The 13,623-nt window shown below is 63.5% G+C and carries 14 protein-coding genes; 9 read left to right on the top strand and 5 right to left on the bottom strand.

Annotation, left to right across the window (positions count from 1 at the left end):
- Positions 1–82 precede the first annotated feature (82 nt).
- Positions 83–376 (bottom strand): DUF4193 domain-containing protein, encoded by a 294-nt coding sequence (locus tag HMPREF3151_RS05560; protein WP_063936811.1) that lies wholly within the window; start codon positions 374–376, stop codon positions 83–85.
- A gap of 167 nt (positions 377–543) precedes the next feature.
- Between HMPREF3151_RS05560 and ppgK the strand changes: the two genes are divergently transcribed.
- Together ppgK and HMPREF3151_RS05550 are read left to right on the top strand one after the other, a co-directional pair.
- The gene (ppgK, locus tag HMPREF3151_RS05555; protein WP_070474318.1) at positions 544–1,302 is read left to right on the top strand and encodes a polyphosphate--glucose phosphotransferase; all 759 of its coding nucleotides are present in this window, start codon (positions 544–546) and stop codon (positions 1,300–1,302) included.
- Between the two features lie 204 nt (positions 1,303–1,506).
- Positions 1,507–2,937, top strand: a complete 1,431-nt coding sequence (locus HMPREF3151_RS05550; protein WP_246815211.1) for an RNA polymerase sigma factor — start codon at positions 1,507–1,509, stop codon at positions 2,935–2,937.
- Between the two features lie 82 nt (positions 2,938–3,019).
- Here the strand turns inward: HMPREF3151_RS05550 and HMPREF3151_RS05545 are convergent, their stop codons facing one another.
- The 3 genes from HMPREF3151_RS05545 to HMPREF3151_RS05535 are packed head-to-tail and all read right to left on the bottom strand — an operon-like array spanning position 3,020 to position 5,697.
- Positions 3,020–3,634 carry a DUF4190 domain-containing protein gene (locus tag HMPREF3151_RS05545; protein WP_070474312.1) on the bottom strand — a complete coding sequence of 205 codons (615 nt, stop codon included), beginning with the start codon at positions 3,632–3,634 and terminating at the stop codon, positions 3,020–3,022.
- A 48-nt stretch (positions 3,635–3,682) separates the two neighbouring features.
- Positions 3,683–5,446, bottom strand: coding sequence for a DEAD/DEAH box helicase (locus HMPREF3151_RS05540; protein ID WP_070474309.1), 1,764 nt, complete (start codon positions 5,444–5,446; stop codon positions 3,683–3,685).
- Positions 5,443–5,697, bottom strand: coding sequence for a DUF3039 domain-containing protein (locus HMPREF3151_RS05535; protein ID WP_070474523.1), 255 nt, complete (start codon positions 5,695–5,697; stop codon positions 5,443–5,445). Before HMPREF3151_RS05535 ends, HMPREF3151_RS05540 begins: the two co-directional genes overlap by 4 nt.
- Positions 5,698–5,748: 51 nt before the next feature.
- Between HMPREF3151_RS05535 and HMPREF3151_RS05530 the strand changes: the two genes are divergently transcribed.
- The 6 genes from HMPREF3151_RS05530 (at position 5,749) to galE (ending at position 11,150) form a co-directional block, all read left to right on the top strand.
- Entirely contained in the window at positions 5,749–6,174 is a 426-nt protein-coding gene (locus HMPREF3151_RS05530) for a DUF3099 domain-containing protein (protein ID WP_070474307.1), read from the top strand.
- 25 nt (positions 6,175–6,199) lie between these two features.
- A complete protein-coding gene (locus HMPREF3151_RS05525) occupies positions 6,200–7,759 on the top strand; it encodes a DUF7782 domain-containing protein (protein ID WP_070474304.1) in 1,560 nt (519 codons plus the stop codon).
- Positions 7,760–7,775: 16 nt separating this feature from the next.
- Positions 7,776–8,210: a D-aminoacyl-tRNA deacylase gene (gene dtd, locus HMPREF3151_RS05520; RefSeq protein WP_070474302.1), complete on the top strand. Its 435-nt coding sequence runs from the start codon at positions 7,776–7,778 to the stop codon at positions 8,208–8,210.
- Between the two features lie 113 nt (positions 8,211–8,323).
- Positions 8,324–9,325 (top strand): sigma-70 family RNA polymerase sigma factor, encoded by a 1,002-nt coding sequence (locus HMPREF3151_RS05515; RefSeq protein ID WP_070474299.1) that lies wholly within the window; start codon positions 8,324–8,326, stop codon positions 9,323–9,325.
- Between the two features lie 137 nt (positions 9,326–9,462).
- Positions 9,463–10,140 carry a metal-dependent transcriptional regulator gene (locus HMPREF3151_RS05510; RefSeq protein WP_070474296.1) on the top strand — a complete coding sequence of 226 codons (678 nt, stop codon included), beginning with the start codon at positions 9,463–9,465 and terminating at the stop codon, positions 10,138–10,140.
- A 20-nt stretch (positions 10,141–10,160) separates the two neighbouring features.
- Positions 10,161–11,150, top strand: coding sequence for a UDP-glucose 4-epimerase GalE (gene galE, locus HMPREF3151_RS05505; RefSeq protein WP_070474293.1), 990 nt, complete (start codon positions 10,161–10,163; stop codon positions 11,148–11,150).
- A gap of 33 nt (positions 11,151–11,183) precedes the next feature.
- Here the strand turns inward: galE and HMPREF3151_RS05500 are convergent, their stop codons facing one another.
- A complete protein-coding gene (locus HMPREF3151_RS05500; protein ID WP_168160602.1) occupies positions 11,184–12,335 on the bottom strand; it encodes a DUF4192 domain-containing protein in 1,152 nt (383 codons plus the stop codon).
- Between the two features lie 200 nt (positions 12,336–12,535).
- Here HMPREF3151_RS05500 and HMPREF3151_RS05495 point away from each other — a divergent pair, with 200 nt between their 5' ends.
- A complete protein-coding gene (locus HMPREF3151_RS05495) occupies positions 12,536–13,621 on the top strand; it encodes a PAC2 family protein (protein WP_083290203.1) in 1,086 nt (361 codons plus the stop codon).
- The last annotated feature ends 2 nt before the right edge of the window (positions 13,622–13,623 follow it).

The following is a 13,623-nucleotide window of genomic DNA, read 5'->3' as shown; positions in this document are numbered from 1 at the left end:
AACCCGGACAACACCGCGAATGACGAAGGGCGGCCCCTCCTGACAAGGTGGGGCCGCCCTTTAGCCGTCGATAAGCGATTGCTTACTCGCAGTCGAGGCAGATCTTCGAGCCGTCGTCCTCGGTGTAGGCGAGGCGCTTGTTCTTCTGCACCAGGAAACAGGATGCGCAGGTGAACTCGTCGTCCTGTCGCGGCTTGACCTCGACGTTGAGCTCCTCGCCGGACAGGTCCTGGGTCGGAGGCTCCACCGGTTCCACGATCTCGCCGTCGTCATCCATGCTGCTGCCAGCTACTTCAGCAGCCTTGAGGCCTTCCAAGGAGTCGGTCTCAATTTCATCGTCCATGCGGCGGCGCGGCGCATCGTAATCGGTGGCCATGGTGGTGTGTCCTCCAGCTCAGCGTGGTCGCCCCTGGAAGGGGCCTGAATGTCGTTATTTGAGCGGAATACTAGGTCAAACACATAGCCCTGTCATCTTTCCTGCTCAGGCGTCGAAAACTTCGCTTGCAAGGCGGGGGTTGCTTTGCGTTTGTACACTTCCACTCCATGACGCAAAAGGCTCTGGGTTTCGGTGTTGATATCGGCGGTTCCGGCGTGAAGGGCGCCGTGGTGGATCTGCAAACCGGCGATTTTGTGGGCGAGCGGGTAAAGATTGCCACCCCTAAGCCCGCGACCCCGGAGGCGGTTGCCGAGGTTGTCAGGCAGATCGTCGGCGAATGCGAGTGGGAGGGCCCGGTCGGCATCACTCTCCCGTCAGTGGTGACCCAGCAGGTCGCGCGCACCGCAGCCAACATCGATGCGTCGTGGGTGGGCGCCAACGTGCACGGTCTCTTCACCGAAGCGCTGGGCCGCGAGGCCGTCTCTGTACTCAATGATGCGGACGCGGCGGGCATTGCCGAGGTCGCCTTCGGCGACGATGCCGCCCGCAGTGGCGCGGTTATCTTCCTCACCTTCGGCACCGGCATTGGTTCCGCGTTTCTGGTTGACGGCACCTTGTTCCCCAACACGGAACTCGGGCACATGCTTATCGACGGCACCGAGGCCGAGCATTTCGCCTCTTCCGCCGCGAAAGACCGGGATGAGCTCAGCTACAAAAAGTGGGCCAAGCGCGTAGATACAATCCTTCACGAATACGACCGGCTGTTTAACCCGACGGCGTTCGTTGTCGGTGGCGGCATTTCCCGGCACGCGGACAAGTGGGTGCCGCTTTTGACCGTGGACACCCCGGTGGTTCCGGCAGCGCTGCGCAACCGGGCCGGCATCGTGGGAGCCGCGATGGCCGCCCAGGACCATGTCGCACCGTAACCCCACCCGGGGGTTGATGTACGGTGGTTGCCGTTCAACGGTCGGTCCGCGGGGCACGGAATACTCCGCGTGGACGGCTGTTAATATTGGCGTTCTGAAAATTTTTGGACGCATACGTACCCTGGATTGCCAGTGGTAAGGTCCGATTGACTCGAAAGGGCGTACGTGGTAGCCAGCGAAGCTTCAAGCAACAATGCCGACGACGTGACTGCAGTTTCGTCCGACGGTGGCGCAGGCAGCGTTGCCAAGTCCAGCGCGAAGAAGACAGCCAAGAAGGCTGCGAAGAAAACCGCGAAGAAGACCGCCAAAAAGACGGTGAAGAAGGCAGCAAAGAAGACGGCGAAAAAGACTGCGAAGAAGGCCGTTAAGAAAACCGCGAAGAAGACGACTGCGAAGAAGGCCACAGCGAAGAAGGCAACTAAGGCGGTCAAGGAAGCCGCGGATGCCGACGAGCTGGAGGACGAGGTCCAAAACGTTGACGGCGATGCGGATTACGACCCGGAGATCGGCGACGAGGACGAGGCCTTCGATGAGGACATCGACGACGCACTCGGCGACGACGGTGAGGATGAGGAAGGCCTGGGCGAAGATGACGCCGAGGACGACGAAGACGACGAGGAAGACAGCAGTTCTTCTGTCTGGGACATCGAGGAGTCCGCTGCCCTGCGCCAGGCACGCAAGGACGCGCAGCTGACGGCCTCCGCTGACTCGGTGCGCGCCTACCTCAAGCAGATCGGCAAGGTGGCCCTGCTCGACGCGGAGCAGGAGGTGTCGCTAGCAAAGCGCATCGAGGCCGGACTGTACGCGCAGTACCGCCTCGACGAGATGGCGCGTGCGGCCGCCGAAGGTGACAAGGACGCGAAACTCACCCCAGCGGTGAAGCGCGACCTGCGTTCCGTTGCGCGCGATGGGCGGAAGGCGAAAAACCACCTGTTGGAGGCGAACCTTCGTCTGGTGGTCTCCCTAGCGAAGCGCTACACCGGCCGCGGCATGGCGTTTCTGGACCTGATCCAGGAGGGCAACCTCGGTCTCATCCGCGCGGTAGAGAAGTTCGACTACTCCAAGGGGTACAAGTTCTCCACCTACGCCACCTGGTGGATCCGCCAGGCCATTACCCGCGCGATGGCGGATCAAGCCCGCACCATCCGTATCCCGGTGCACATGGTCGAGGTCATTAATAAGCTCGGCCGCATCCAGCGCGAGCTGCTGCAGGATCTTGGCCGCGAGCCGACCCCGCTGGAGCTGGCGAAGGAAATGGACATCACTGAAGAAAAGGTGATGGAGATCCAGCAGTACGCCCGTGAGCCGATCTCGCTTGATCAGACCATCGGCGACGAGGGCGACAGCCAGCTCGGCGACTTCATCGAGGACTCCGAGGCTGTCGTGGCTGTGGACGCGGTGTCGTTCACGCTGCTGCAGGACCAGCTGCAGGACGTGCTGCACACGCTGTCCGAGCGCGAAGCCGGCGTTGTGCGCCTGCGCTTCGGGCTTACCGACGGCATGCCGCGCACCCTCGACGAGATCGGGCAGGTCTACGGCGTGACGCGCGAGCGCATCCGCCAAATCGAGTCCAAGACCATGTCGAAGCTGCGCCACCCGTCGCGCTCCCAGGTACTGCGCGACTATCTGGATTAACCCGCAGCGTGGGTTTGCCCTGCAACGCATAAACGCCCCGACCGATCGTGGTCGGGGCGTTAGCCGTCGAAAAGCAAAGCGCTTAGTTGTTCAGGCTCTTATCAACCTCGTCCTCGATGCAGGACTGGTACTTGGCGCTATCGCCCTGGAACTGCTCGCACGCCTCGAAGACGCCGTCGTCCAAGAGCTGCTTCGCCACAGAGAAACCGAAGATCAGCATCAGGGCGGACAGGATGGTGGCGATGGCACCCATGACGATGCCGGAGATCGCCATGCCCTTGCGGGAACCCGGGCCGACGATGGAGTTCGCCTTCTTCACACCGACGATACCCAGGATCAGCGCAATCACGCCGAGAATAAGACCCGGGAAGAGAAACAGCAGCCCCAGCAGGGACAAAATGCCCAGGATCATCGCGGCAAGAGCCACACCGTTGTTCTGCTGCGGCGCGGCTGCCTCGTAGCCGTACGAGGTGGGTGCCTGGTTGTAGTTGTTCCCCGCCATGCCATAGCCGGCGTGGCCCGGCTCGCCACGGGTGTAGTCCGGCTGCAGCTGCTCGTGGCCGGTGTAGTCGCCGTAGTTGGAAACGCCCTCCGGGTGGCCGGCTGCCGGGTTGGTGCCGTACTGGTCGCCACCGTAGGGGTTTTCGCCGTTCGGATTCTGGCCGTTCGGGTTCTGGCCGTTGTAAGGGGTGCTCATCACAAATCCTTTCGTTTCATTGCGGTGCACGCCACCCTACCGCCGGGACTACCAGTCTCGCAGGAAGGCTATGCGCTCGCGCAGCTGTTCGGCGTTGCACAGTGCGGTCGGCGGTCCACCGCAGGCTTTGCGCACCTCGGTGTGGATCGCGCCGTGGGGCCGGCCGGTTTTGCCGGCGGCGATAGCCACGCGCGTGTTCAGCTCTTTGCGCAGCGCGGGGATTTCGTCCGCGGCGGTTGTGGCGCTGGGGGCGGCTGAATCTTGGACCGCATCGGGCTTCTTCACCGGCTCGCCGAGCACCTCCGCCCGTTCCCGCGCCTTGCGTTCTTCTGCCTTGCGCGCCCGCTCCTCTGCGTCGCGGGCATCCAATTGGTCGCTTTGCCGCTTGGCAAGAAGTGTGCGCACCTGATCCGCGTCGAGCAGCCCTGGCAGGCCGAGGAAGTCCTGCTCTTCGGCGGATCCGGCTTGGGTGGGCGTGCCGTAGGTGGAGCCGTCGAAGATCAGCGAGTCCAGCTCGGCGGACGCGCCGATGGATTCGTAGGACGGCATGTCGTCCGGTTCTGTCTGCGTGCGGTTGGCTTGGTCCAGCAGCTCGTCCGACCAGCCTGATTCCCTATGGGGTTTGCCCAGGACGTGGTCGCGCGAGACCTCCATCTCCTCCGCCAGGCGCAGCAGCACCGGCACGGAGGGCAGAAACACCGACGCGGACTCGCCCGGCATGCGGGAACGCACGAAACGGCCGATCGCCTGCGCGAAAAACAGCGGGGTGGACGCTGATGTGGCGTAGACTCCCACGGACAGGCGCGGCACGTCCACCCCTTCGGAGACCATGCGCACCGCCACCATCCACTCGTCGCGCGAAGCGGAGAACTCGTCGATGCGGTCGGAGGCGCCGGGCTCGTCGGAAAGCACCACAGTCACCGGGGTGTTGGACAACTTCTCCAAGATCTTTGCGTAGGCGCGGGCGGTGGTCTTGTTCGTGGCGATGACCAATCCGCCTGCGTCCGGCATGTTGGCGCGGATCTTCATCAACCTGGTGTGCGCGGCGGTGAGCACCGCGGCGATCCAGTCGCCCTTCGGGTCGAGCGCGGTGCGCCAGGCGCGGGTGGTTTGCTCGGCGTTCAGCGGTTCACCAAGGCGCGCGGAGTACTCCTCACCCGCCGAGTCCTTCCACTGTGCCTCGCCGGAGTACGCGAGAAACACCACCGGGCGCACCACGCCGTCGGCGAGCGCATGCGAGTAGCCGTAGGTGTAGTCGGCTTCCGAAACCAGGTGGCCTTCGCCGTCCTCGACATAGCGCACGAACGGGATCTGCGAGTCGTCGGAGCGGAACGGCGTACCGGTCAGTGCCAGGCGGTGCTCGACGTCGTTGTAGGCCTCGTAAACGCCGTCGCCCCAGCTCTTGGAGTCGCCCGCGTGGTGGATCTCGTCCAGAATCACCAGCGTGCGGCGCGCCGACGCCACAGCGTGGTGCTTGAACGGGTGCATACCCACCTGCGCATACGTGACCACAATGCCGTCGTAGGAGGCGTTGACGGCTGAAGAGTTAGTGAAATTTGGGTCCAGGGATAGACCAAAACGCTTCGCGGCATCGGACCACTGGTGCTTCAGGTGCTCCGTGGGCACGACGACGATGATGCGCTGGACAGTCTTGTCCTCTTTCAGGCGCGATGCCAAGGTCAGCGCGAAGGTTGTTTTGCCCGCGCCCGGGGTTGCCACGGCCATGAAGTCGCGCGGCTTGTCACGGAGAAACGAATCAAGGGCCTCCTGCTGCCATTTGCGCAGCTGGGGCCCAGAAGTCGCGGCGGTCACTTGCGGCGCAGCCCCTTGTAGATCCGCTCGCAGTCGGGGCAGACCGGCGAGCCGGGCTTGGCCTGCTTTTTCACCGGGAAGGTCTCGCCGCACAGCGCCACCACCATTTTGCCGGAGATGGCGGAATCGACGATCTGGTCCTTCTTCACGTAGTGGAAGAACTTGGGGGTCCCGTCGTCCGTGGTCGACGAGGTGTCTTCCTTGAGATCCGGGCGCTCGAGCGTCTTCGTCGTCGTATTCACGGCAACCATCATGCCCCAATTTGGGCGAGAGGTTAAGCCGGAGGGCTAACCTCAGAGTTCATGAGCGCCAACGACCATGCATCCACTGGGCGCGCCTCCCGCCGCTTACGCCGGAGCAGGAAGTCCCGCGCGCTGATCACGGATGCTTCTTTCACTCCGGAGCAGAACCGGCAGTCGCGAGAGAAGCAGTACGCCGTCTTGCAAGGGTTGCGTCTGCCCTTCATCGTCGCGGCAGTGGCTGCGGCGTGGGCGAATTGGTGGGTGCTCGCCGGCATTTTGTTTGTGGTGTCTGTCCCGTTGCCGTGGATCGCCGTGGTGCGCGGGAACGCGCAGGGAGAGGTGCGGGATTCCCGCCAGAAGAACGTGTATAAGCCCGCCGTGGCCCGCCAGGAGCAGCAGATGCTGGCGCAGCAGCAGCGAGCGGCGCTGGATTCGGCGGAGAAAGACCGGGGCAGCTCCCCCGCTATCATCGAGCACGACGAATAACCCTCTCGTACTGCAGGAGCTATACGTGACTGACCCTGGAGACCTCTCCCCTCATCTTCCCGCAGTTGCCCAGGTGCTCGCCGACGAGCTCAGCGCGGCTGGTTTCAGTGCGGACGGCATCGCGGCGCACCTGGGTCCGGAGGCCACCGAGGCGCTGTACCGCCGTGAGCCGGGAGTGGTTCTGGCCGCATGTTCCGACGACGCGCGCCTGTCGCGCCTGATCAGGTTCTTCTTGCTGCGCCGTCCGGCCACAGCGGAGGCGCTCGGCGACATGCTCACCCCGAAGCTCGCGCTATCGCTTATCGACGACCATTTGGTCCTGCCCGTCGCCGACTCGTCCACGTACCGCATCGCCGTTGACGTGCGTCCCCACGTGGTCGCCGGCAAGCCGAGGTTGATGCTGTCCGACCTCGACGCGTCCATGACCGATCACGTACCGGGCCGCGACCACGTCCTCGGCGTCGGGTCGGCGTCACTGTCGCTGCTGTCCGCCACGCCGTGCACCCCGGTGGATTCAGTGCTGGATTTGGGCACCGGCTCGGGCATCCAGGCGCTTGCGCAGGCAGACGCCGCCACGCGGGTGGTGGCAACCGACGTCCACGCCCGCGCACTGGAATTCGCCGAGGCCACCATGCGGGCGAACGGCGTGGATAACGTGGAGTTGCGAGAGGGTGAATGGTTCGAGCCGGTGCAAGGCGAGACATTCGACCGTATTGTGGCCAACCCGCCGTTTGTTGTGGGCTTGCCGGAGGTGGGCCATGTCTACCGCGACTCTGGTTTGGACCTCGACGGAGCGACTGAGCTGGTGCTCAACCAGGCACCGGACCACCTCGCCGAGGGCGGACGGGCGTTCATTCTCGGTTCGTGGGTGCATGTGCTGGATGAGTCCTGGCAGGCCCGCGTCGCATCCTGGTTGCCCTCCCACGGCGTGAGCGCCTGGGTGTTGCAGCGCGACGTGGTCGATCCCGGCATGTACGTCTCCACGTGGCTGCGCGACGAGTCCATCGATCCCCGCTCAGACGACGGTGTCGCGCGCACCGTGCAGTGGCTCGACCACTTTTCGGACAACGATGTCCATGCGGTGGGCTTTGGCTGGATCCTCCTGGAGGACATTGGCGATGCTCCCAGCGAGATCACCTGCGAGGAGCTTTCCCAGCCGTTTACAGACCCGCTCGGCCCGGAGGCGGAAGAGTATTTCACCCGCACCGCGTGGCTGCGCGACAAGGACCGCGACGGCGTCCTCGATGCGAACTACGTGGTCCGGCCCACCGTGGCACTGGAAGACATCAAGCTCGCGGACACCGACCTCGGCATGGGGTTCGCGGACGAAACGCTGCGCATCACCCGCACCGACGGGCCACGGTTCTCCCACACCATCGATGCGGGCATCCTCTCGCTGATCTCGGGGCTGCACCCGAACGGTCTGCCGTTGCGGGACGTAGTCGGCCTGTATGCGGCGTCGCGCGGGTTGGGGCAACCGGAGGACGTCGACAAGCTTGAAGCGGATGCGGCAGGCGCTGTGGTCGACCTCGTGCGCCACGGGCTGATCCTGCCCGCTGAAATCGCGCAACTGACTCACCTATAGACAGATCGGAGCATCAATGAAGGCTGTACTTACGCGTGTGACAAGCGCGTCGGTGACCGTGGACGGCGAAACCGTCGGAGTGATCGACTGCCCCGATACCGGCGGAATCCTCGCTCTCGTTGGCGTGGGGCGCGACGATGCGGATGATGCGTGGGAGACGGTGGCCCGCAAGATCGCGGAGCTTCGCATTCTCGAGGGCGAACGCTCGGTGGAAGACGCTGGCGCTCCGGTGTTGCTGGTCAGCCAGTTCACGCTGATGGGCCGCACGGCGAAAGGACGGCGCCCGTCTTGGAGTGACGCGGCACCGGGCGACGCCGCGGAACCGGTGATCGGCAAAATCGCCGAGACGCTGCGCTCGCGCGGCATCCATGTCGAAGAGGGCCGCTTTGGCGCGCAGATGCAGGTGGCAAGCGTCAACGACGGCCCCTTTACCGTCATCGTGGAAGCGTGATCTGAATATATTTCTCACGGGTGGGAACACCAGGCGACAGCCGAGCGTTGCCCATCTAGACTGCCCAGCTGTCCCATCCAGCTTTTCCACCTAGTCCGAGGAGGCGTTGCCACATGACCCAACCGGATCACGCTGCACAGGGAACCCAAGAATCCGGGGAGACCGTCGACCGCGGTAGCCGGCGGAATCAGACCAACGACAACCCTTCTGCGGACCTCGTCCGCGTCTACCTCAACGGCATCGGCAAGACAGCCCTGCTCAACGCTGAGGAGGAGGTCGAGCTCGCCCAGCAGATTGAAGTTGGCCTGTACGCGCAGCGTCTATTGGACGACCCGGAGGTGAAGTTGACCCGCGCAAAGAAGCGCGACTTGAAGATTCTGGCGAAGGAAGGCCGTAAGGCCCGCGCCCACCTGCTTGAGGCCAACCTGCGTCTCGTGGTGTCCCTGGCGAAGCGTTACACCGGCCGCGGCATGCCGCTTTTGGATCTGATCCAGGAAGGCAACTTGGGCCTGATCCGCGCGATGGAAAAGTTCGACTACTCCAAGGGTTTCAAGTTCTCCACCTATGCCACTTGGTGGATCCGCCAGGCGATCACGCGCGGTATGGCGGATCAGTCGCGCACGATCCGTCTCCCAGTCCATCTGGTGGAGCAGGTGAACAAACTCTCCCGCATCCGCCGCGAGATGTACCAGTCCTTGGGCCGCGAGCCCACGAACGAGGAGCTGGCGGAGGAATCCGGCATCGAGGAATCCAAGATTGAGATGCTGCTGCGCCAGTCGCGCGACCCGGTGAGCTTGGACATGCCGGTCGGCGCGGACGAGGAAGCGCCGTTGGGCGATTTCATTGAAGACGCCGAAGCCACCGACGCCGAAGACGCAGTAGTAACCACCCTGCGGCACGACGATATCGAGGACATTATCAACGGGCTCGAGCAGCGCGAGCAGGATGTCATCCGCATGCGCTACGGCCTGACCGACGGTGTGCCGCGCACGTTGGACCAGATCGGCCGCCGGTTCGGTCTCTCGCGCGAGCGCGTCCGCCAGATCGAGCGCGAGGTGATGGCGAAGCTGCGCGCCGGCGAACGCGCGGACCGTCTGCGCGACTACGCGCTGTAAGTGATACGGCCACCCGAATAGTCCAGCCCAGCAGCCCGTTCCAGGTTCACCGATACCGCCACGGGGGCTGGGCTAAAGTATTGCCCACATGGTTTTCGGACCTCTAACCAGCACCGCGATTGGAAGGGAGCATCACAGTGCGTGACCTTGTTGACACCACGGAGATGTATCTGCGCACCGTCTACGAACTGGAGGAGGAAGGTATTACGCCTCTGCGTGCGCGAATCGCGGAACGCCTCGAACAGTCCGGCCCCACCGTCTCGCAGACGGTCGCGCGCATGGAGCGCGACGGCCTGATCGTGGTCGAGCACGACCGTTCCCTGTCGTTGACCGAGGAAGGGCGTCGACGTGCCACCGCCGTCATGCGCAAACACCGTCTTGCGGAGCGGCTGCTTACCGACGTACTGAAGCTTGACCTCGCCCAGGTCCACGAAGAGGCGTGCCGGTGGGAGCACGTGATGAGCGAAGAGGTGGAGCGCCGAGTTGTCGCGGTGCTGGACAACGCTGACCGCTCCCCCTTCGGCAACCCGATCCCGGCGCTCGACGAGTTGGGCGCAACTGCTAGCACCGCCGATCAAGCGGGCACCCGTGCCAGCGATCTTCGCCTCAAAGAACCGGTGCGCGCAACGGTGGTGCAGATCAGCGAGATTCTGCAGGACGGCGCATTGCCTAAGGCCGCGGGGCAGCTTGTGGGCCAGACCGTCGATCTGCATCCTTTGGAGGGTGGCGCTTTAGAAGTCTCCACCGATGAGGGCGAGACGTTCGTGCTCACCGCGGATGTCTCGCACGCCCTGCGCGTGGAGCGTCAGGACTAGAAGGCACAGAAAGGATCTCCATGAAGCTTGTCGTCACCGGCGGTGCTGGCTACGTGGGTAGCGTGTGCGCTGCCACGCTGCTCGAGGCGGGCCACGAAGTGATCGTCGTGGACGATCTATCCACCGGCAACCGGTACGCCGTGCCGGAAGGCGCCACGTTTGTCGAGGGGGAGATACGCGACGTCATTGACGATGTGCTTGCTGCGGACGGCAGCGGGCAGGTGGACGGCGTGCTGCACTTCGCCGCGAAGTCGCTCGTCGGCGAGTCCATGGAGGATCCTGCCAAGTACTGGCACGGCAACCTCGATGTGTCCTTGGCGCTGCTTGATTCAATGCGTCGGCACGACGTGAATTCGCTGGTCTTTTCCTCCACCGCAGCCACGTACGGCGAGCCCGAAGTTGTGCCTATCACCGAGGATGCCCCCACCCGGCCGACCAACCCGTACGGTGCGACGAAGTTGTCCATTGATCACGCGATCACGTCGTACTGCAATGCCTACGGTCTGGGCGCGACCAGTCTGCGCTATTTCAACGTCGCCGGCGCATACAACGGTATCGGGGAGAATCACATAACGGAGACGCACCTGATCCCCATCGTGCTGCAGGTGGCGATGGGTTACCGCGACAAGATCATGATGTACGGCGACGACTGGCCGACGAAGGACGGCACGTGCGTGCGCGATTACATCCATATCCGGGATCTCGCAGATGCGCACGTGCTCGCGCTCGAGGCCAACTCCCCCGGCACGCACCAGATTTACAATCTGGGCTCCGGTGACGGATATTCAGTGCGCGAGGTTGTCGAGGTGTGCCGCGAGGTCACCGGCCACGCAATTCCGGCGGAGGTTGCTCCACGCCGAGCGGGGGATCCGGCGACGCTGATCGCGTCTTCGGAGAAGATCCGCGATGCCCTCGGCTGGAACCCGACACGAACGCAGCTGCGAACGATTGTCGAGGACGCCTGGGAGTTCACCCGGCAGCTCGGTGGCCAGTCGCATGCAGCACGCTAGCGCAACAGCTGGCTGAACCTCGTGGAGTCGACATCACCCTTCGAGTTCACTCCAAGTGTCTAGACATCCTTGACGGCACAATTCGAGCAGCGATTGGCCTTGCCCAATGTCCATCACGCTGCTCAATAGTCCGGATAGCTTGTGTCCTGGCACTTCGTTTTCTGCGCACGCCAGCGCTGTAGTGGCCCAGCCGATGAGCCCTTGCGACAGGGCGATCATGCCCCATAGGCACAGTGCGTTCGCCCTGATTACACCACTAAAGTTTCGGGCGATAGTTAATAGCACTGCCCCTGCCGCCCGCGGCCGCTCGAGCGCATCGACGATGAGAAAATCGCGCAATCTGCTGCCAGAAAGCATGGCGGCAACTAACTCGACATCGTCCACGCTGGTGAACACGTCGTCGATAATGAGGCTGCCTTCGGTGTCGATGAGCCGGGCGTTTGGCGCGGCTATATAGGTATCGCATGCCTGTCTGATCTGCGCTCGGGCAGCCTGTGGAGCCGTTGTGAGAAAACCGAACAGCTGGGTGCCGCGCTCACAGGCGCTGGGAGCCAGCGTCTCCCCCATCTCCACATCAGCTTCGCATACTGGATCGAAGTGGGAAAACACTTCGCTTTTATGCAGCTCGGGCAGGACCCCGTGGTCGATTAGCGGGCGCATCGGTTCTGCCGCCGCGACCGATGTCACCGTGCCCTGTTCGTACTCTTCGCTCCATTCCCAGACTGCCTGGGCTGTGTCCGGGTCTGGGCCGAATACGAGTTGGTAATGCGTGCCGTCTGCGATTTCGGAGACAATCCAGCAGGCTTCGACGATCTCCCCGAAAGCGTCCGCCGCCATTCGCAATCCTTCCGCAGCGGCCGCAACCATCTGCGATTCCGGAACACGAGTCACGATCACTGCGAAGGTGGCCACATGTCGGATAAGCGGGATGCGCTGGAGCGCGCGTTGAATACTTTCGGTGTTTCCCACATCGGCATCGACGTAGGCTCCAATTTCCAACGCCGGAGAGGCTCCCGGCGGGCTGTATGCGTTGATGAGCACTACTGCCTCGTTTGGAAAGTAGCCCAGCGCTGCTGGGATCGACGCGATGAGTTGCGCAGGCGAGCGCAGAAGCTGCGCACTCGGGTATGGCGTGATCGGACTGGTCGGTCGGTTTGTTTCATGCGGTTGTGGCTGAATATCCATAACTGTTAGACGCTGGCAACGGCGCGCCGGTTCCATGCGGCCGCGAAGTTTCCTCAACGCCTTTCCATACGGGACGCTCAGGCCGCGGTGCCGGTGTCCGGCCGCCCGTCGGGCACAATGGAATGATCCAGCGCCGCCAACCGTTGTGTGGGAGGAGCACTACAGCCGGTAAGGCGATTAAAACCAGGAGGCCGAAGACCATGACGCAGGAACGTCGCATGTACGAACTTGAGTACCCAGCTCCGCAGGTGAGCGGGGAGGCGCAAAACGGCCCTGCCCTTATCGTCGCGATGCACGGTTACGCCGATGCGGGCCACGCCATTGAGTCTGCAGCAGACCACCTGAAGGCTGCATTGGAGTCGCGGACGGTGGCTACCTTCAGCAACGACGAGCTGATTGATTACCGTTCCCGCCGCCCAACGGTGACACTGGCGCATGCCGAGATCACTGATGTCGCGGACCTGCAGCTGGATATGCGCGTTGTCCGCGATGAGAAGGGTCAGTCCTTCCTATTGCTCTCCGGTCCGGAGCCGGATCTGCGTTGGGAGGCGTTCAGTAATGCTGTAGCGGATCTCGCAGAACGCTTTGGCGTGAGTAAGACCATCTGCCTCTACGCCGCACCGATGGGAGCACCCCACACCCGCCCGCTGGTGGTTTCCGCTCACGGCAACGACCGCGAATTGGTCGGCTCAATGTTCACTTTCGACGGCATGGTCAGCGTGCCGGGGTCTGCATCGGTCTTTCTCGAGCGGGAGCTGCACAAGCGCGGCCGCCCGGTCGCTGGCTACACCGCGCACGTGCCGCATTACGTGGCCGCATCGCCGTACCCGCACGCGACGTTCCAGCTGTTGCAGTCCGTCGAGGATTCCACGAAGCTGCAGTTCCCGCTGCGCTCTTTGGAAGCGGACATGCGCCGGGTGTCGCAGCAGCTCGCGGAGCAGACGCATAATTCGGATGAGATCACGAACGTCGTGCAGGCTCTCGAAGAACATTACGACCGTGAAATGCAGGAGTACCGGGACCGTCACCCGCAGGCGATGATGCCGGGTGAGGCGCAGATGCCCAGCGGCGAGGAGATCAGCGAGGCATTTGAGAACTACCTCACCGCCATCGAGGACCGGGACCGCGACGAGCAGCGCAGCCTCCCTCACAGCGAGGAGGCCGATCAGCGCCTGCGCGACCACTTCTTCATCGATCCATCTGCCCCCGAGCGCTCGCTTGACGACGACCAAGGGGGTTCCACCGGAGACGACAACCGCGGCGGGGACGGCGACGACCCCCGTTAGCG

Source organism: Corynebacterium sp. HMSC05H05 (assembly GCF_001807265.1).
GTDB lineage: Bacteria > Actinomycetota > Actinomycetes > Mycobacteriales > Mycobacteriaceae > Corynebacterium.
This window is presented reverse-complemented; position numbering and strand designations above follow the sequence as displayed.